Below are 19645 nucleotides of genomic sequence, written 5' to 3' on the forward strand. Positions count from 1 at the left end.
GGCGCCGATCGATTCGGCCCGTGACCTGCAGAGGGTGTCAGGAAGTCTGCCCGTAGCTCAACTGGATAGAGCAACGGCCTTCTAAGCCGTAGGTTAGGGGTTCGATTCCCTTCGGGCAGGCCACTCGGTTCTGGTTGGCGCAGCCGCGAGGTTGCGATAACCATCGGTGGCGGTGGTAGCTCAGTTGGTAGAGTACCGGATTGTGATTCCGGGTGTCGCGGGTTCGATCCCCGTCCATCGCCCCAAGTAGTTCAACGAATTTGCCGACCTTCGAGGTCGGCAAATTCGTTTACGGCGCCGCATTCCGGCGCCTTCTCCGGCCCACTCCGGCGAAATCGCCCGCAGCGGGCTGCCCGGCTTATCTCGATCAAGACATGAAGGGGATATGCGTGCCCGCACATCGGGCACGCGGCCTGTCTCCGCGCCCATGCACGGTGCGCCGCGCATCGAAACAGGCGCGGGCTCACGCAGAACGTCGCATCCGGGGCATGGCCTGCTTTTTGCAAAAGGCGCTGCGAGTCACTCACCAATGACCGGAGCCCCGCATGCACCCCCTTCTCGGCAATGCCCTGCTTGGTAAATACCGCGCCATCATGCTGGCGGTCGGCTGTTTCCTGGTCTTCGACCTCGGGGTGCTGCTGCTCAACTTCTACACCTCCTACGAGATCAGCGCCGATGCGGTCGCGATCAACCTGTCAGGGCGGCAGCGCATGCTGTCGCAGCGCATGGCCAAGTCTGCACTGGCCCTGGACGCCGATCTCAAGGCAGGAGAAGACGGCCGCGCTGCGGCTGAGGAGTTGAGAGGGGCGGTCGCGTTGTTCGACGGCACGCTCGAAGCTTTCATCAGCGGTGGCGAGGTACCCGGCGCGGATGGCAAGCCCGTCGTGCTGAAGCCGGTGGCAGACGCCGAAGGGCGGCGTGTGCTGCAGGAGGCATCGATCATGTGGGCGCCGTACAAGGCGTCCCTGTCGGCAGTGACAACAGGGGCGCCGCTGCCGGCAATCGCCGAGCAGGCCGCCACTGCGGCGCGCACCGAGAACGCCCGTCTGCTGAAGCTGATGAACGACCTCACGGTGCGTCTCGAGGTCGTAGCCGCCGCCAAGGCCGAGCGACTGAGGCTGGTGCAGACCATCGGCATCGCGCTGGCACTGGCCAACTTCCTGTTCATCCTGTTCAAGTTCATCCGCCAGTTGCGTGCGAGCGACGAACGCGTAGAGGCGTCGCGGCGGGAGACGGCGGAAATCCTCGCGACGGTGCAGGAGGGGCTGTTCCTCATCGACCGCGATTTCCGGATCGGTTCGCAAGCGTCCGCATCGCTGGAAAAGCTGCTGGGCCGCAAGGTGTCGCCGGGCGATGACTTCGCCAGCATGCTCAAGGGCATGCTGAAACCGGAAGACCACCAGATGGCGCTGGACTACGCGCGCCTGCTGATGGGGGATCGCGTCAAGCCCGCACTGGTGCGCGATCTCAACCCGCTGCGCGAGGTGGCAGTCGAGACCGTGCAGGGTGTGCGCCACCTGAGTTTCGACCTGAACCGTGTGGTGGTGGATGGCGAACTGTCCCACCTGCTGGTCACGGTGGCCGACGTGTCTGCGGTGGTCGCCTTGCGCGGCGAGATCGACGGGCTGCGCAGCCATGCCGAACGGCAGCTCGGGCTGTTGCTCCAGTTGATGCAGTTGCAACCGGCGGTCCTGTCGAGCTTCATTTCCGATACCGAGGCCGCGCTGCTGGATGTCAACGACCGACTGAGGGCGGTGGAGGGCCGCACAGGAGAGTATCGTCGCCTGATCGATCATGTGTTCCGCCGCGTCCATGGCATCAAGGGCAACGCGGCGTCGCTGGATCTCGACTTCGTGGTGAGCGACTGCGAGGTCTTCGAAGGCGTGCTCGCAGGCCTGCGTGGGCGCGACAACTTTGCAGGCGAGGAGCTGATCGGTGTCTCGGTTCACCTGCAGGCCCTGTTCGAGCGGACGGCCTGGCTGCGCAAGATCGTTTCGCAGTTCGTCAACGCGCCGGTCGCGGCGGCGAGCGAACGTGAGATGAGCGAAGCGCTGGCTTCCCTGACCCAGCGGATCGCCGGCCAGTACAGGAAGGCGGTGCAGACCGACATCGTGCTGGACGAGCTGGACGGCCTGGCACCGCAGGCGGCGAGCGCCTTGCGTGCGATCGCCTCGCAGCTGGTGCGCAATGCTGTCGTCCACGGCATCGAGACACCCCAGGAACGTGCGGCCGCTGGCAAGGCGGAGCAGGGCCGCGTGAAGGTTGCCCTGCTGCCTGCCGGGCCGTCGCGCTACGCCCTCTCGGTCCGCGATGACGGGCGGGGATTGAGCGCACCGCGGTTGCGGGAGGCCCTGCGCGGTTCTGGCCGCTATACCGAAGAGGCGCTGGCCAGCCTGTCGGACAAGCAGGTGGTCATGGAGATTTTCCGCCCCGGCTTCACGACTGCGGACAAGGCCGACGAACACGGCGGGCGTGGTGTCGGCCTGGACGTGGTGGCGGACGCGGTGCGTCGCATCGGTGGCCATCTCAAACTGTTCACGCAACCGGGGCAGTACACCGAGTTCCGCGTCGAGTTTCCGGGCAGCGTGGCGCCGGCAGGCGTGGCGGGGATGGCAACGGCATGAGGATGATGATCGTCGACGATTCCTCGATCATCCGGAACCGCATTGCGCAGCTCGCCAACCATCCTGACCTGCCGCGCATCGACATCGTCGGCATGGCGCGTCACGGAGGCGAGGCCGTTTCGCTGTTCGCCCAGCACCGGCCCGACATCGTGACCATGGACCTGACGATGCCCGAGATGGATGGCGTCGACTGCATCAAGCGGCTGGTGCTGATGTCGGACAACGTCCGCATCCTCGTGGTGTCCGCGCTCGGCGACAAACGGACCGCGCTGCAGGCGCTGATGTGTGGTGCGCATGGCTATCTCCACAAGCCGTTCACCAATGCTGAACTGGTGGGCAGCCTGCGCGAACTGATGAAGGACTGATGCCGTGCCCACGCTGGAAGCGAATCGATGACGAGTGAACTGCAAGAGAACGAGTTGCGCGCCTTCGTGGATTCGGTGACGCACTTCTTCGCCCATTCCAGTGGCGATGGTGCCGACGTGCGCTCGGCCTATCTCGCTGATCTGCGCAGCGAGCTGCCGCGGTTCGACTACACGGGGATCATCGACGTCAGGGGCGACTGGCGGGGCTGCCTGTACTTCTCGGCGCCACGCGGCATGTTGTCGCACCTGCTGCTGGTGACCGGGGAGGGCACCTACAGCGAGGAAGATCACCTCGACCTCGTCGGTGAAATCGCCAACACCTTCTCCGGCCGCGCGCGGCGCGAACTGGGCGAAGGGCTGGAGATATCGGTGCCGCGTCGCGGCCGCGGCATGGCCATCCGTGCCAGTGGCACGACCCGCCCCTTCGTCATTCCGCTGACCTGGCGGGGCTACGACGCAGTTGTCGTGGTGGATCTACAAATTCGTTGAATTTGCGATTAATGCCAGCGAGCGGCGCTGATTGACGCGCTGCACTTGACCCGGGCTGGGTGAGCTTCCATCCTATGTAAGACAAATCCCGGGCGCGGTTCCAACACTGCGCACAGGGGTTTGTCCAGGCGTCGTCCGCAAAGGATGACGCCTGCATCAGAAAGATAATTCAAGGAGACAAAATGAACACCAAGCATCTGGTGCTCGGCCTCATGGCCGCTGCGCTTTCTTCCGGCGTGCTCGCGGCGAACCGCCCGAGCGGTTACGTCACCGTCGCCACCGAAGGCAAGACCGCCACGGTGGCCGCCAATACCAACGTGGCCTTCGGCCGCGCCGACCAGTTCTTCTACAAGGTGCTGTCCGGCTCGTTCACCTGCAACGAAGCGACCTTCGGTGGTCGTATCGGTGGTGGCGTGAACGAGTGCTCCGCACCGGGCAGTTCCGGCGGCTCGAGCTCTTCTTCGTCGAGCTCGTCGAGCAGTTCGTCGTCCAGTTCCAGCAGCTCGTCTTCTTCGAGCAGTTCCTCGTCGAGCAGCTCCAGCGGCACGGGTTCGTCCTCGTCGTCGAGTAGTTCTTCTTCGAGCAGCTCGTCGTCCAGTTCCTCCAGTTCCTCCAGCTCGTCGAGCACGTCCAGCTCGGGCGGTGGCGTGACGCCAGCGGGGCTGATCGGCTTCGCGGCGATTCCGGCTTTCGGCCTCGACACGACGACGGGTGGTGCCGGTGGCCGTGCGGTGAAGGTGAACAACCTGACCGACCTGCGCACGCTGACCGACTCCAACGAGCGCCTGGTCATCTTCATCGAAGGCACGATCAACATGGGTGGCATGGTGCCGCTGCGTTCCGACAAGACCATCATCGGCCTTGCCGGTGCGAAGCTGACCGGTGGTGGCTTCGAGATCTACAAGCGTCAGAACATCATCATCCGCAACATCACCTTTGAAGATGCACCGGATGATTCGCTGAAGATCAACCAGAACACGCACCACGTGTGGGTGGACCACTGCACCTTCACCGACGGTGCGACGGCTGATCCGGATGGCGCGAACCATGACGGCCTGTTCGACATCACCCGTCAGACCAGCCACATTACGATCAGCAACAACCACTTCAAGAACCACAACAAGACGATGCTGATCGGTCACAGCGACAGCGCGTCGGGCGACACCGGTTACCTGAAGACCACCATCCACAACAACTTCTTCGACGGCACGATGAGCCGCCACCCGCGCCTGCGCTTCGGCGAAGTGCACGTGTTCAACAACTACTACCTGAACAACGTGACCTACGGTGCGACCTCGACCATGGAAGGCAAGCTGGTCGTGGAAGGCAACTACTTCAAGAACGTGCCGTTCCCGACGCTGGTGGGCTATGCCGAATCCGGCCCGGGCGACATCGTCCAGCGCAACAACATCCTGGACAACTCGGGTGCTTTCCAGACCCGCGGCTCCGCGTTCGATCCGGCCTCGTACTACACCTACACGGTGGCCAACCCGGCCAGCCTGCCGAGCACCGTGCCGGCGAATGCCGGTGTGGGCAAGATCGACCCGTGGGCCGTGACCGGCGTGGCACCGTTCTGACCTGAGGGTCTGGACGCGGCGCAGGCCGTTGTCGTAACCGCAGCATGAACGCCCGGAAGGCTGGTCCTTCCGGGCGTTTCTCTTTTTGTCGCACTGCCGCATGGCGGTGGGGCGCAGAAAATATATGAAAGCGCGCTGCCGACCGGCTGTGCGCTTGCGACTATGCTGGCAAGCCGTTCGCCACCCTTGGCGCTTCCGTCCCCGAGACGGCAGTCCGCCACGCACACCATGAACCTTGCCCAGTTCTCGCGCCGCCTTGGCAGCCTGCGCCAGGTGGCCAACCACATCGATGCCCGGCTCTACGAGCCGCTTTGCCTGGACGAACTGGCAGAGGTAGCGCACATGTCGCGTTTCCATTTCGAGCGCGTCTTTGCCGACTATGCCGGCGAGACGCCGCTGGCGCGTGTCCGCCGCCTGCGCCTGCTCGATGCCCGCAACCGCATCGAGCGGGGATTCGAGGGCAGCCTGCTGGATCTTGCGCTGGACTGCGGCTACACCTCGGCCGAGGCTTTCTCACGGGCTTTCCGTGCGGCGCACGGCATGCCGCCGTCACGTGTGCCGCGGCGCCATGTCGATGACCTGCCCCTGCGCGTTGTCGGCATGGGCGCCATTGCCATCCAGTACATCGCCTTCCGCGGACGGATGGACGACTCCCTTCGCCCCTTCGAGGAGCTGCGCGCCCGCGCGATGATGGCCGGCCTGCCGCGAGAGCGGCGCAAGGGGTGGTCAGTGCATCTGGACGGCGGGGGGGAGCGCTGGTGCGATGACGTCGAACTGCAGGCTGCCCTGCAGTCCGACCCGCTCGGCATCCGCCTACCTGGCCTGGACCTCGCGTACCTGCCGGCTGGTGACTACGCCGTACTGACGGTGGACGGTGGCTATGACGCGCCACCGCTGTCCAGCCTGCGCGACCGCATCGAGCGCGAGACCGGCCGCCGGGTGGCCGATGCGCCGGTGCTGCGACGTTTCAACAACGCCGCCTACCTGCCTGCGCGGCAGGAGCGCAGTTTCGAGCTGTTCGTGCCGGTACGTTCCTGAAAGATGTGCGCGCCCGCCGCGCAGAAAAGCAATTCCGGTCAAGACAGGCCGTAGGCCCGCTTCCTAACATCGCCCTCCGACGATCCGGCACGCACCGGATCGCGAACGAAAAAGAACCTGGAGGAGACGATGTACAACACAGCATTCACGCTACGACGTTCTGTCGCGGCTGTTCTCACGACGCTTGCTCTGGCTGCCTGCGGCGGCGGCAGCGACAGCCCGGCTCCGGCCCCGGCGCCCAGCACGCCGACGGCCACCACCCTGACCGGCGTGGCCGCGACGGGCAAGGCCATGGCGGGGGCCACCATCAAGGTGTATGACGCCACCGGCGCCACGCGCAGCGCGACCGCTGCTGCCAACGGCACTTACTCGGTGGACGTGGGGGGCCTGACGGCACCGTTGCTGATCGTCGCGACGCAGAAAACCGACAGCCACACGCTGGAGCTGACGTCCATCGTCGGCGCGGTGACCACCGGCGCCAGCACGAATGCCAACGTCAATCAGCTGACCGACCGTATCGTGTCGGACGTAGCCACCGCCAACGCGCTCAAGGGCGCGCCGGGGCTGATCGCGCAGGGCAAGACGGCCGGCATCACGGCGGCGCAGATCACCACCGCCACCAACGACACGCGTGCGCTGGTGCAGGCTGCCCTGACGGCGGCGGGCATCGGCAATGCCGCCACGCTGGATCCGGTGGCCGTGAAAATGGTGGTGGGCGACAGCTTCGACAAGGTGCTGGACCTGCTGCGCAGCAACCGTGGATATGACTCGCCGACCGGCACCTACACCACGACGGACCTGTTCGACCAGCGCTACATGCCGCTGACATCCACCTATACGCTCAAGTGGGAGGCACCGAACTCGGCGTTCGCGGGTACGACCATCTACGTGGTGGGCGACTCGACGGCCAGCAACTACGAGAGCAAGGTGGCGCCGCGCGAGGGTTGGGGTCAGCGCTTCCACGAGAAGCTCAAGAATGGTGCGAACGCCCAGGTGCTCAATCTGGCGCAGTCCGGCCGCAGCTCGCGCAGCTTCATCAACGAGGGCTGGTTCCAGCTGGTGAAGGACAACATCAAGGCTGGCGACTACCTGTTCATCCAGTTCGGCCACAACGACGAGAAGTGCGGCGGCAGCACGCCGGCGGTCGCGCGCGACGAGGTCGACATCGCCAACCTGTGTACTTACCCGGGTACCGAGCCGGGCATCGACGCGGTGACCGCCAGCAAGCCCGGCCAGGAGTACTCGTTCCGCAAGTCGCTGAAGAAGTACGCCGACATGGCACGCGCCAAGGGTGCGACGCCCATTCTGCTGACGCCGGTGACACGCCGCCCGAGCAGCGGCGCGTTCAGGGCATCCCACGTGACGACCAAGGGTGCGTATTTCGGCGACTACTCCGCGGCCGTGCTGGCCCTTGCGGCGGCGGAGAACATCGCGGTGGTGGACGTGGATGCAGCGAGCATCAGCTTCTTCGGCGGGCTCACGACGCCTGCGACGGATTCGCTCAGCTACTACCTGGCGGTGTCCGAAGCGACCTATCCGTACTACACCCCGGCGACCACGGGAAATATTGCCAGGCCCGACAACACCCACTTCCAGACCGCCGGTGCGCAGAAGGTCGGGGAGCTGGTGGCGAACGGAGTGAAGGCGAGTGCCCGCACCGACCTGGCCCCCCTGAAGGCTCTGCTCAACTGACGACCTGCCCGGCCCGCCTCGGCGGCGAGTCGGGCAGTAACTGCTGCTGCGAGAGGTGGGGGCTCCGCCTCTCGGATTTGCCCGCGCTTGCGCGGGCATTTTTTCGTCTGTACGTCCTGTACCTGCTGCAAGCGTTTTCAATATACGGAAGTAAATGGTAAGTTCGCGGTTCTGCGTCAAGGGCTATGGTGTGAGTGGATCTGGCGCCATCCCGACGATCCTGTTTTTGTGTAGACATGACTGACAAATCCCGGTCGACCCGGCTGCTAGGCCGCCTGGAGGTCGCCACCGACCTTGGCAACTTCCTTGGCGGCACGCGCATCCGCCTGCTGGAGGCCATTGCCGAGCATGGCTCCATTTCGCAGGCGGCGCCGCACGTCCCGCTGTCCTACAAGGCCGCGTGGGATGCCGTGGATGCCATGAACAACCTTGCTGACCAACCGCTGGTGGAACGCGTCTCCAGCGGCCGCCAGGGAGGCGGTACGCAGCTCACCGAATACGGCCGTCGCATCGTGGCGCTGTACCGCGCGGTGGAAGTGGAGTACCAGACCGCGCTGGACCGCCTGTCCGCCGAGCTGACGGGGCCGGAGGCGGGCGGCGTGGAGGACTTCCAGCGCCTGCTGCGCCGCATGGCCCTGCGCACCAGCGCCCGCAACCAGTTCTCCTGCACCGTCGTCGGCCTGCGTGGCGGCGATGTGGAATACGAAGTGCAGCTGCGCCTGGACGACCGCAGCGAGCTCATCGCCATCGTCACGCGCGAGTCTGCCGAACGCCTCGGCTTGGTCATCGGCATGCCGGTGGTGGCGCTGGTCAAGGCCTCGTCGGTCTTCCTGGCGGATGCCGATGCGCGCGTGGGTGTGAGCAACAGGCTGCAAGGCACGGTGAGCCGCGTCGTCGAAGGCCCGGTGAATGTCGAGGTGACGCTGGCCATCGGCCAGGGCAAGAGCGTGGTGGCCGTGGTGACACGCGAGAGCCAGCGCGTGCTCGGCATTGCCGAAGGTTTGCCGCTCTGTGCGCTGTTCAGCGCATCGAACGTGATTCTCAACGTAGTGGATTGAGGGAGGTCGTGGAATGAACAGGTTGACGATGGGTGCGCTTGCCTGCGTGGTGGCGCTGACTGCGACGGTCGCCAGCGCAGAGGAAGTACAGGTCGCCGTGGCGGCCAACTTCGCCGCACCGATGGAGCGGATTGCCGCGGAGTTCGCGAAGGACACCGGGCACAAGGCGGTGCTGTCGGTGGGTGCGACCGGCAAGTTCTATGCGCAGATCAAGAATGGCGCGCCCTTCGATGTGCTGCTGTCGGCCGACGACGAGACGCCGGCCAAGCTGGCCGCGGAAGGCGACGGTCTGGCAGACAGTCGCTTCACGTATGCGATCGGCCGGCTGGTCCTGTGGAGTAGCAAGGCCGGCGTCGTGGACCCCGCCGGTGAAGTGTTGAAGAAGGGTGATTTCAAGCATCTTGCCGTTGCGAACCCGAAGCTCGCGCCGTATGGCGCGGCCGCCTATGACACCTTGCGCAAGCTGGGCCTGCTGGAGACGCTGACACCGCGCTTCGTGACGGGCGAGAACATCGCGCAGACCTTCCAGTTCGTCGCCACCGGCAATGCCGAGCTGGGTTTCGTTGCGCTGTCGCAGGTGCAGGTGCCCGGCAAACCCGCCGAAGGCTCGCAATGGATCGTGCCGGCCAGCATGCATGCGCCGATCAAGCAGGATGCCGTGCTGCTGAAGAAGGCGGCGCAGAATCCCGCGGCGCTGGCCTTGCTGAAGTACCTGCGTGGCGACACGGCTGGCAAGATCATCAACAGCTTCGGATACGAGCGCTGAGCGCTCACGCATTCCGCTGGATACGCCTCGCGCATGACGCCCGCCGATGTTTCCGCCATCACCCTCACGCTGAAGCTCGCCGGGCTGACGACGCTGCTGTTGCTGCTGATCGGCACGCCGATCGCATGGTGGCTGGCACATACGCCTTCCCGGATGAAGAGCGTGGTGGGCGCGGTGGTGGCCTTGCCGCTGGTGCTGCCGCCGACGGTGCTGGGCTTCTACCTGCTGTTGCTGATGGGCCCCAGGGGCGCGGTGGGGCAGGCCACGCAGGCGCTGGGCATCGGCCTGCTGCCGTTCACGTTCGCGGGGCTGGTCGTGGCCTCGGTGCTGTACTCCATGCCCTTCGTCGTGCAGCCGCTGCGCAACGCCTTCGAGGCCATCGGCCCTCGTCCTCTGGAGGTGGCGGCGACTTTGCGCGCAGGACCATGGGACCGCTTCCGCACCGTGGTGTTGCCGCTGGCACGGCCGGGGTTCATCACCGCAGCCATCCTCGGTTTCGCGCATACGGTGGGTGAGTTCGGCGTCATCCTGATGATCGGCGGAAATATCCCGGAGCGCACCCGCGTGCTTTCGGTGGCGATCTACGATCACGTCGAAGCGCTGGAGTATGCGCAGGCCCACTGGCTGGCGGGCGGCATGGTGCTGTTCTCCTTCCTGGTTCTGCTGGCCCTGCATGCCCTCAATGGGAAGACCCGTGTCCTCTGACGGCAGCGTCCGTATCGCCTTCGCCCTGCAGCATCCCGGGTTCTCCATGAAGCTGGACCTCACCGTTCCCGGACGCGGCGTCACCGCCTTGTTCGGCCGCTCAGGCAGCGGCAAGACCAGTTGCCTGCGCGTGGTGGCCGGCCTGCAGGCCGCGCAGCAGGTCCATGTGCAGGTGGGTGACGAGGTGTGGCAGGACGACGCGCAGGGCATCTGCCTGCCGACGCATCGTCGCCCGCTGGGCTATGTGTTCCAGGAGGCCAGCCTTTTCCCCCACCTGTCGGTGCGCGACAACCTCGAGTACGGCATGCGCCGCGTGCCGGCGGCCGAACGGCGCGTGCAGCTGGCGCAGGTCGTCCAGTGGCTGGGGCTGTCGACCCTGGTCGATCGACGTCCGGAGGGCTTGTCCGGCGGCGAGCGCCAGCGCGTGGCGATCGGCCGTGCCCTGCTGGCCAGCCCGCGCCTGTTGCTGATGGACGAGCCGCTGTCCGCGCTGGATCTTGCCAGCCGTGCGGCGATCCTGCCCTACCTGCAGCGCCTGCACGCGGAGCTCTCCATTCCGGTGCTGTACGTCAGCCACGCCATCGACGAAGTGGCGCGGCTGGCCGATCACACCGTGGTGCTGGATGCCGGCCGTGTCGTCGCCAGCGGCCCCACCGCCCGCGTGCTGAACGAGGCGGGAGACGTACTGCCGCTGGGCGAGGAGAACGGCGTGCTGATCGAGGCTGCGGTGGGCCTGCATGACGAGGCCTATCACCTGACACGACTGGACTTCGCCGGCGGTCACCTGTGGGTGTCGCGTGTGGACAGGCCCCTGGGCGGCGCCGTGCGGGCGCGCGTGCTGGCGCGGGATGTCAGCGTCGCCCTGAGCCAGGCCGGCGACAGCAGCATTGCCAACCTGCTGCCCGCCCGCGTGCTGCGCATGCAGGAGGAGGGGGCGGACCGGGTCTTGCTCAGCCTGGAGACGGGGGGCGGCACCCCCTTGCTGGCACGGATCACCCGCCGCTCCCGCGACCAGCTCGGCCTGGCGCCGGGCATGGCGGTCATCGCCCAGGTGAAGAGTGTTGCCCTTGCCGCATGAAAAAAGCCCGGTGCCAAGGCACCGGGCTTAAAGGAGGCAACACAGAAACTACGAACTACTACCACTGGGTACTACATCGTGACCGGCAGTGGGGCCGGAATCCGGGCGAGCGCCGAAATCAAAGTTGTCTGATCAATTTGTTGTCAGATCGGTCAAAAGAATAGATTTTCTTTGTTTTTCAGGCCTCTATGAGCCGCAATATAGGCTCTGTTGTCTGACAACGTCAACAACTCCTTACGGATTCCTGACGGGCGCTGACTGCCCGCGTGGCCCGGCCTCGTGCGAGAATCCGCCTCGGCCGCGCGCTGCAATCCTTCTGCGCGGCCGCCTCTGATTGCTCCTCTGCCTTGCACAGACACGAATGAATCCTGAACTCCCCGGCGAGCCCGACGCCGACAGTCCCGACCTGTTCGAAGACCAAAGCCTGCCGGTTGCCGCCGTGACCGAGGCGCCTCCACCCGCGCCGCCGGCGCCCCCCAGCCTGCAGGACCTGCCCGACGACCATCTGCCCATCGCCGCCTTCGCCGAGCGCGCCTATCTGGCCTACGCGATGAGCGTGGTGCGCGGGCGTGCGCTGCCGCAGGTGGAGGACGGCATGAAGCCGGTGCAGCGTCGCATCCTGTACGCGATGCACGAGATGCGCCTGGTGCCGGGCGCCAAGCCGGTGAAGAGCGCCCGCGTGGTCGGTGACGTCATCGGTAAATTGCACCCGCACGGCGACCAGTCGGTGTACGACGCTGCGGTGCGCCTGGCGCAGGATTTCTCGCTGCGCTATCCGCTGATCGATGGCCAGGGCAACTTCGGCTCGCGTGACGGCGACGGTGCGGCGGCGATGCGCTACACCGAAATGCGCCTGACGCCGATCGCCGAGCTGCTGCTGTCGGAAATCGACATGGGCACGGTGGACTTCGTGCCCAACTACGATGGTGCCTTCGAAGAACCGAAGCTCTTCCCGGCACGCCTGCCGATGCTGTTGCTCAACGGTGCCTCCGGCATCGCCGTGGGCATGGCGACGGAATGCCCCCCGCATAACCTGCGCGAGGTGGCCGCAGCCGCCACGCTGCTGATCAAGAAGCCGGACGCCTCGCTGGACGAGGTGATGGCCGTGTTGCCCGGCCCGGATTTTCCGGGCGGCGGGCAGATCATCTCGCCGGCCGCGGCGATCCGCGAAGCCTACGACGGTGGTCGCGGCAGCCTGCGCGTGCGTGCGCGCTGGCGCATCGAGCAACTGGCACGCGGCGCCTGGCGCGTCATCATCGACGAGCTGCCGCACGGCGTGTCGGCCGCCAAGGTGTTGTCGGAAATCGAAGCGGTGACCAACCCGCAACCGAAGGCCGGCAAAAAGGAAATCTCGCAGGACGAGAAGAACAACAAGGCGCTGGTGCTGGGCGTGCTCGACGCCGCCCGTGACGAGTCCTCCGACAAGGCGCCGGTACGCCTGGTGTTTGAGCCCAAGACCCGTACGCAGGAGCCGGACGAGCTGATGCGCGTGCTGCTGGCACACACCAGCCTCGAATCCTCGGTGTCGGTGAACCTCACCGTGGTGGGCCGCGACGGCCGGCCGGGGCAGAAGGGCCTGCGTACGCTGATCAGCGAATGGATCAGCTACCGCTTCGACACCGTGGAGCGTCGCACCCGCCACCGCCTGGGGCAGGTCGACCGCCGCATCCACATCCTGGAAGGCCGCCAGATCGCCTGGCTGCACATCGACGAAGTCATCAAGGTGATCCGCGAGGCCGACGAGCCGAAGACCGAGCTGATCGCGCGCTTCGGCCTCACCGAGACGCAGGCCGAAGACATCCTGGAAATCCGCCTGCGCCAGTTGGCCAAGCTGGAATACATCGCCATCGAGAAGGAGCTGGCGACGCTGCGCGACGAGCGCAAGGGACTGGTGGAACTGCTCGAGAACCGCAACGCGATGACCAGGCTGATCCTCAAGGAAATTGCCGAGGATACGAAGAAGCACGGCGACGACCGCCGCACGCTGATCGAGACCGCGACACCGGTCGCCGCGGTGGAGGCCGTGGTGCTGGACGAGCCGGTGACGGTCATCCTGTCGAAGAACGGCTGGGTACGCGCGCGCCAGGGGCATGGCATCGACCCGATGAGCCTCAGCTACAAGAGCGGCGACAGTGCCTTCCTGGTGGCCGAGTCGCGCACCGCCTGGCCGCTGGTGCTGATCGACACGATGGGTCGCGCATATTCCGTCCGGGTATCCGACCTGCCGGGTGGACGCGGCGACGGCGTGCCGATCACCACACTGATCGAACTGCAGGGCGGCGCTCGCATCGCGCAGGCGCTGAGCACCGATCCGGACAGCGACTGGCTGTTCGCCAACAGCGGCAGCTACGGTTTCATCAGCAGGCTTTCGGAGCTCGTCGGCCGCAACCGCGCCGGCAAGACCTTCATGACCATCGAGGACAAGGAAACGGTGCTCGCACCGGCCCGCGCCGAAGGTCAGTGGATTGCCGCCGTGTCCGGCAACGGCCGCCTGCTGTACTTCCCGCGTGCCGAGCTGAAGGTGATGCCGCGCGGTCGCGGCATGATCATCATGGGCCTGGACGAGAAGGAAGAGCTGGTCGGCGTGTGCTGCCCGCCTACCGACGCCGTGAAGGTGTCCGGCGCCGGCCGTGGCGGCAAGGAGACCGAGCTGGTGGTCAAGGGCGTGGCGCTGGATGCCTGCCGTGGCAAGCGCGCCCGCAAGGGCGGCGTGCTGGCACCGAAGGTCAAGCCTGTGAGTGTGACCGGCGCCTGATTCCCGCTGGTCGTCGCAGGATGCGACACAGGAAAGGGCAGACCGTGGTCTGCCCTTTTTCTTTCCGTTGGGGTGCCGCGCCCCGGTACGCCGATGGCATCCCTAGGGCATGTAGTGGCGGACTTCCACGCGATTGCGGCCGAAATGCTTGGCGTCGTACAGGGCCTCGTCGGCGATACGCATCAGCAAGGACAACTCTGCCTTGCGGGGTGACAGGCACACACCGATGCTGACCGTGACCCGCAAGGGCACGCCGGGCACGCATTCCAGCATGGCGATCTGCGCGCGGATGCGTTCCGCGAGGCGCTGCGGGAAGCCCTGGCGCGAGTCCGGCATGACGATCACGAACTCCTCGCCGCCGAGCCGGGCGAACAGGTCTTCGCTGCGGATGCTGCCACGTACCGTGTCGGAAAACTGCTGCAGCACGATGTCGCCGATGCCGTGGCCGTGCGTGTCGTTCACCGACTTGAAGTGATCCAGGTCGAGCGCGATGATCGCCATGCCGGTGCTCTCGTGCAGGCGTCTCATGCGCTCGCGCAACTCGGCGTTGAGGCCGCGACGGTTGAGCGCGCCTGTCAGCGGATCGAGCAGCGCGCTCTGGCGAAGACTCTCCGCCACGCGGAAGCTGGTCAGCATCAGCATGCAGAAATTGAGCATGAACCAGATGGACAGGTCGGCCTGCACGTAGGGGGCGTTCGGCAGGTAGGTGCCGAACAGGGCGGCCAGCAGATCGCGGCCGTAGAGCAGCATCAGCAGGCCGCAGCCCACCATCATCAGGCGTGCGGGCAGTACGTCGGGCCGCGTGCTCAGTTCGCGCAGGTGCCAGACGATGAGGACGAGGCTCAGCACTTCGGCCGCGCTCATGGCGGCGCCCTGTGCGCCCGGCGTGCTCCACAGCCAGCCGACCAGCGAGAAAGCCAGGCAAACGGGGACGAGCGCCAGTTCGACGCGCGTGAGGCTGCGTTGCTGGACGAACTGAACCACCGCCAGCGCCAGGCCCGCCATGCCGCCGCAGGCAAGCAGGCCGCCGGCGCGGATCAGCGTCTGCAGCCACATGTCGACCGGGTGGCCGCTGCCAACCAGTTGCACGGATCCGTCCAGCAGCGCTGCGCCGAGCGTGTAGGCCAGATGCGCGGCGCCCCAGGTCGCGATGCCCCGCAGTCCACGCGCGATCTGCGCTGCGTACCAGAAGAGGCCCAGCAGGACGACCGACAGCAGGCAGTCGCTCAGGAGGATGAGGTAGAAGTCCGCATTCATGCTCGTCACGGATTATCGTTCATGACGATGCGTTGGCGGAACCCGCTGCGCCAATGGGCGGTGCAGCGGGCCGGGCGGGGGCTCAGCCGGAGGACACTTCCGGCGCCGGTGGCCGTTCGCCTTGCAGGGCGCCGGCGTGGCCGAGGACGCGCAGCGTCTGCGTCGGCAGGGCCAGCGCGATGTCCTTGCTCTGCAGGTGGCGGATCAGGGCGAGGTTGATGCGCTGCTGGGTGTCCATGTACTTGTTGAAGTCCGGGTCGAGCGTGAAATACACGACCTCGAAATCCAGACTGGATGCGCCGAAGCCGCGGAAGTGCGCGCGGTCGAAGCGCGTGCCTTCCTGTGACTCGACGATGGCGCGCACTTCGCCGGGCAGGGCTTCCAGCTGGTCGGCCGGCGTGTCGTAGGTGACGCCGAAGGTGAAGACGATCCGCCGTTCGTTCATGCGCTTGTAGTTGCGGATGCGGCTCTTCAGCAGGTCGTTGTTGGAGAAGATCAGCTCTTCCCCCGACAGGCTCTGGATGCGCGTGGTCTTGAGGCCGACATGCTTCACCGTGCCCATGTAATCGTCGACGATGATGAAGTCGCCCACCACGAAGGGCTTGTCGATGGCGATCGACAGCGAGGCGAACAGGTCGCCCAGGATGTTCTGCAGGGCCAGCGCCACGGCCACGCCGCCGATGCCCAGGCTGGCCACCAGTGTCGTGATGTTGACGCCCAGATTGTCGAGCAGCAGCAACAGCACGATGACCCAGATCATCAGCCGGGTGATGAAGGCGATGACGCCGAAGTTGGTGATGGCTTCGCCGTCGCCGGCCTGGGTACTGCGTTCCAGCCGCTTGCGTACCCAGGTGCCCACGCCGCGGCTGGCCCAGATGCCAGCCTGCAGGATCAGCAGCACCATCATGGCCTTGTACGGCAGGGTTTCGACTGAGGGCGGCAGCTCGATCTGCGTCAGGCCGGCCAGCACGGAGATCCACAGCAGGAAGGGCAGCTTGGTGGAGTCGACCACCTCGGCCAGCACGTCATCCCAGATCGCGATGCTCTGCGCAGCCCGCGCATGCAGGCGGGAACTGAGCATGCGGCGGACGAAGAGAAGGGCGGCGAACGCCGCTGCCGCCACGCACAGCGCGAGGATGACCTGTTCAAGCGAGTTGTGATCGCGGATGTACAGCAGTGCCTTCATTCGATGCTCTCCGGAGGGCCTTGGGGGCGTGATGTTCTACAGGCGGTGTCGCTCGATGCTCTTCAACAGACGTTGCAGGAAGATGGCGACTTCGTTCTGGTGATTCAGGTGGAAGCGGGCGCGGTGGTGGTCGCGGGCCTCGACGCGGATCGTGAGCCAGCTCGCGGGGGCTTGTTCGAAGACCACGTCGTCCGTGATGTCGTCGCCGGCGAAGATGACGGTGTCACATTCGGCGACCCGCATCAACTCCACTGCGGCACGGTACTTGTCCGGGGCGCCTTCCGGCAGCAGGTTGATGACGAACTTGCCGTCGATGACCCGCGGCGTGGGCTCCAGGGCCGACACGGTGGCCTGGATGGCATCGAGCGCGCTGACACGGTCGCGTGCCAGCCGGTAGTGCAGGGAGAAGGAGTGTCCCTTGTCTTCCACCAGCACGCCCGCCGCGTCCAGCACGGGCGCGAAGTCCTGGTTCAGCGCGCGGCGCCAGCGGCCAACGGCCTGCGTGGCGCCGGAGACGGTACTGTCAGGCAAGCCTTCGGCGCCATGGTTGCCGACGATGTAGTGCGGCGAGAACCCCAGTCGTTCGGTGACATCGGCGATGGCGCGGCCGGTGACGATGGCGACCGGCATCAGCTCGGCCAGGCGCGCCAACACGCGTGAGATGGGCAGTGGCGTCCGTGCGTTTTCCGGCAGCGGCACGATGGGAGCCAGGGTGCCGTCGAAGTCCAGCGCGAGAAGCGGCTTGCGGGTGACGATCTCGTCGAGGGCGTGATCGCCCTCCGGGGAAAACAGGTGGCTCATGCCGCACGCGCCTCCCGCGACACGATGCGTGCGCTGACGCGCTCCGCGCGGCGCAGGCGGGCTGCGTCCAGCAGCATGTGGGCGGCCCAGCGGTACACGTTGTCCTCGCGCACCATGGTGCGCAGGCTGCGCATGCGCTCGGCCTGTTCGGCGCGGCTCATGGTGAGCCCGCGATACAGCGCATCGGCCGTCTCCTCGACGTCGTAGGGATTGACGATCAGCGCGGTGTTGAGCTCGCGTGCCGCGCCGGCAAACTGGCTCAGCACCAGCGTGCCGTAGCCGTCGTCGCGGGCTGCCACGAATTCCTTGGCCACGAGGTTCATGCCGTCGTGCAGGCTGGTCACCACGCAGCAGTCGGTGCCACGGTAGTGGCGCGTCACTTCGTCGCTGTCCTGGTGTTCCGCGATCAGGCGGATCGGTTGCCAGCTGCTGTCACCGTGGCGCGCGTTGATACGGTCGGTCAGCGTGTGCACCTGCTGCACGAAGAGCTGGTACTCGTCCAGCGAACTGCGCGTGGGCGCGGCGAACTGCACGAAGGTGAAGCGGCGCTTCAGCTCGGAGTGCTTCTGCAGCAGGCGGTCGACCGCGTGGAAGCGCTCGATGATGCCCTTGGTGTAATCGAAGCGGTCGATCCCCACCGCCACGAGGTGATCGTCCGCGACACCGAGCATCTCGCGCAGGCCACTGCGGCAGTCCTGCACCGACGGCCACCGGGCGCTCTCCTCCAGGGTCGGCCAGTGGATGGAGATCGGATAGGCATTCACCTGGGTCAGGTCGTTGGCGAAGGAGACGGTCGACTCCTCCATGCGGATGCGGGCTTCCAGGAAGCGGTCCACCGACTCCAGGAAGTTGCGGCTGTGCTGGCGGGTGTGGAAGCCGAGGATGGAACTGCCCAGCAGGCCCTTGAGGATTTCCTCGTGCCAGGGGCAGACCCCGAAGGATTCCGGATTCGGCCAGGGGATGTGCCAGAAGGTGATGATCGTGGCATTGGGCAGGCGGGCGCGGAGCAGGTCGGGCAGCAATGCGAAGTGGTAGTCCTGCACCAGCACGATGGGGTCGTCGGTGCGGGCTTCCTTCACCACTGCGTCGGCGAAGCGCTGGTTGATCGCCTTGTAGTGCTCCCAGTCGGACAGGCGGAACACAGGCCGTACGTGGGCGAGGTGACACAGGGGCCACATGCCCTCGTTGGCAAAGCCGAAGTAGTAGCCCTGTTCCTCCTCCTCGGTCAGCCAGACACGGCGCAGGCTGTAGGAGGGGTCGTCCGGCGGCACCATGACGCGGTCGTTGTGGTCGACGGACTCGCGGTCGCCGCTGCCACTGCCGTGTGCGATCCAGGTGCCGGAACAGGCGCGCATCACCGGCTCGATGGCGGTGACCAGACCGCTCGCGGGGCGCTGCACCTCCAGGCCTTGCTCACGCTTGAAGTGGATGTAGGGCTCGCGGTTGGACACGACGATGACCTGTTCGCCACGCATGTCGGTGTTCAGAAGCTGGCGCAGGCGCTCCGGCGTCCAGTCCTCGGCATGCATGCGCGATCGTCGCTCCTCGTCCATCTCGCGCAGCATCTCGCGCAGGTCGGTCGCCACCACCTGCAGTTCGGGCGGCGGGCGGAACGGTTCGAGCAGGCCTTCGCCGCGCAACAGCGCCTTGGTGCCGGCCACCCAGCCACGCCAGCTGATGTGGGCCACCAGCACCGTGATCAGCGCCATGCCGCAGCCCAGCGCCACGAACAGCATGATCAGGTAGCGCCGGGTGTCGGCGCTGCGCAGGTGGATGTAGCTCAGATCGTGCAAGACGACGAGACGGCCGTCCTTCAGGTTGGGCAGCGTCAAGGGCACCACGGTGACGTGCACGTCGCCACGCGGCAGGGTGACGATCGCCGGTGACTGCGCCGCGGCTTCCCTCGCCTGCGTGCAGTCCAGGCGCGGCGGAAAGGCGGCGGTGCTGGCGGTCAGCTTGCTGTCGGCATTGCACAGGCCGATGGCGAAGATCCGTTCGTCGCGGATCGCGCGGTTGAATTCCGATTGCAGCTGCCGCTGGCTGGGGACTTCGGGAGTCTCTACGATGGTATTTGTCATGTTCTCCGCGATGAGCTGGGAGCGCACGTCCAGATCGCGGAGAAACCAGCGCAGCGTGAGCTTGTCGACGAGTGGAACCGTGACATACGCGGCGATGACCAAGAGGAGAACCAGCGGTAGCAGGAAGCGCAGCTGGAGACGGAGTGATTTCATTGTGTAGGAATGCTCCGACAGGC

At 66.1% G+C, this 19645-nt stretch carries 15 protein-coding genes and 2 tRNA genes; 13 read left to right on the plus strand and 4 right to left on the minus strand.

Annotated elements, in window-relative coordinates; all coding sequences use genetic code 11:
* Nucleotides 1-46 precede the first annotated feature (46 nt).
* The 13 genes from VVD47_RS00185 to parC all read left to right on the plus strand — a co-directional run bounded on the left by VVD47_RS00185 (nt 47) and on the right by parC (nt 14147).
* Nucleotides 47-123 (plus strand) — tRNA-Arg (locus VVD47_RS00185).
* A gap of 46 nt (nt 124-169) precedes the next feature.
* Nucleotides 170-245: transfer RNA gene (locus VVD47_RS00190), tRNA-His, on the plus strand.
* Nucleotides 246-545: 300 nt separating this feature from the next.
* The gene (locus tag VVD47_RS00195) at nt 546-2624 is read left to right on the plus strand and encodes an ATP-binding protein (RefSeq protein WP_327601381.1); all 2079 of its coding nucleotides are present in this window, start codon (nt 546-548) and stop codon (nt 2622-2624) included.
* Nucleotides 2621-2989, plus strand: coding sequence for a response regulator transcription factor (locus tag VVD47_RS00200; RefSeq protein WP_327601382.1), 369 nt, complete (start codon nt 2621-2623; stop codon nt 2987-2989). The genes VVD47_RS00195 and VVD47_RS00200 overlap by 4 nt, the downstream gene beginning before the upstream one ends.
* Before the next feature lie 27 nt (nt 2990-3016).
* Nucleotides 3017-3478 carry a chemotaxis protein CheX gene (locus VVD47_RS00205; RefSeq protein WP_327601383.1) on the plus strand — a complete coding sequence of 154 codons (462 nt, stop codon included), beginning with the start codon at nt 3017-3019 and terminating at the stop codon, nt 3476-3478.
* A gap of 182 nt (nt 3479-3660) precedes the next feature.
* Nucleotides 3661-5055 carry a pectate lyase family protein gene (locus VVD47_RS00210; RefSeq protein WP_327601384.1) on the plus strand — a complete coding sequence of 465 codons (1395 nt, stop codon included), beginning with the start codon at nt 3661-3663 and terminating at the stop codon, nt 5053-5055.
* 228 nt (nt 5056-5283) lie between these two features.
* Nucleotides 5284-6093 carry an AraC family transcriptional regulator gene (locus VVD47_RS00215; RefSeq protein ID WP_327601385.1) on the plus strand — a complete coding sequence of 270 codons (810 nt, stop codon included), beginning with the start codon at nt 5284-5286 and terminating at the stop codon, nt 6091-6093.
* Nucleotides 6094-6222: 129 nt separating this feature from the next.
* Complete coding sequence (locus tag VVD47_RS00220; RefSeq protein WP_327601386.1) at nt 6223-7785, plus strand: GDSL-type esterase/lipase family protein; 1563 nt, start codon at nt 6223-6225, stop codon at nt 7783-7785.
* A 236-nt stretch (nt 7786-8021) separates the two neighbouring features.
* Nucleotides 8022-8843: a TOBE domain-containing protein gene (locus VVD47_RS00225; protein WP_327601387.1), complete on the plus strand. Its 822-nt coding sequence runs from the start codon at nt 8022-8024 to the stop codon at nt 8841-8843.
* Between the two features lie 13 nt (nt 8844-8856).
* Nucleotides 8857-9609, plus strand: a complete 753-nt coding sequence (modA, locus tag VVD47_RS00230; protein ID WP_327601388.1) for a molybdate ABC transporter substrate-binding protein — start codon at nt 8857-8859, stop codon at nt 9607-9609.
* 33 nt (nt 9610-9642) lie between these two features.
* The gene (modB, locus tag VVD47_RS00235) at nt 9643-10314 is read left to right on the plus strand and encodes a molybdate ABC transporter permease subunit (RefSeq protein WP_327601389.1); all 672 of its coding nucleotides are present in this window, start codon (nt 9643-9645) and stop codon (nt 10312-10314) included.
* A complete protein-coding gene (modC, locus tag VVD47_RS00240; protein ID WP_327601390.1) occupies nt 10304-11392 on the plus strand; it encodes a molybdenum ABC transporter ATP-binding protein in 1089 nt (362 codons plus the stop codon). The genes modB and modC overlap by 11 nt, the downstream gene beginning before the upstream one ends.
* A 361-nt stretch (nt 11393-11753) precedes the next feature.
* On the plus strand, nt 11754-14147 hold the full coding sequence (gene parC, locus VVD47_RS00245; protein WP_327601391.1) for a DNA topoisomerase IV subunit A: 2394 nt from the start codon (nt 11754-11756) through the stop codon (nt 14145-14147).
* Between the two features lie 102 nt (nt 14148-14249).
* Here the strand turns inward: parC and VVD47_RS00250 are convergent, their stop codons facing one another.
* The 4 genes from VVD47_RS00250 to VVD47_RS00265 all read right to left on the minus strand — a co-directional run bounded on the left by VVD47_RS00250 (nt 14250) and on the right by VVD47_RS00265 (nt 19622).
* Nucleotides 14250-15404: a GGDEF domain-containing protein gene (locus VVD47_RS00250; RefSeq protein ID WP_327603158.1), complete on the minus strand. Its 1155-nt coding sequence runs from the start codon at nt 15402-15404 to the stop codon at nt 14250-14252.
* An 82-nt stretch (nt 15405-15486) separates the two neighbouring features.
* A complete protein-coding gene (locus tag VVD47_RS00255) occupies nt 15487-16590 on the minus strand; it encodes a mechanosensitive ion channel family protein (protein ID WP_327601392.1) in 1104 nt (367 codons plus the stop codon).
* 36 nt (nt 16591-16626) lie between these two features.
* The gene (gene otsB / locus VVD47_RS00260; protein ID WP_327601393.1) at nt 16627-17391 is read right to left on the minus strand and encodes a trehalose-phosphatase; all 765 of its coding nucleotides are present in this window, start codon (nt 17389-17391) and stop codon (nt 16627-16629) included.
* The gene (locus VVD47_RS00265) at nt 17388-19622 is read right to left on the minus strand and encodes an alpha,alpha-trehalose-phosphate synthase (UDP-forming) (RefSeq protein WP_327601394.1); all 2235 of its coding nucleotides are present in this window, start codon (nt 19620-19622) and stop codon (nt 17388-17390) included. Before VVD47_RS00265 ends, otsB begins: the two co-directional genes overlap by 4 nt.
* Between the last annotated feature and the right edge of the window lie 23 nt (nt 19623-19645).

It is taken from the genome of Uliginosibacterium sp. H1 (assembly GCF_036017065.1).
In the GTDB taxonomy this organism is placed as follows: Bacteria; Pseudomonadota; Gammaproteobacteria; order Burkholderiales; family Rhodocyclaceae; genus Uliginosibacterium.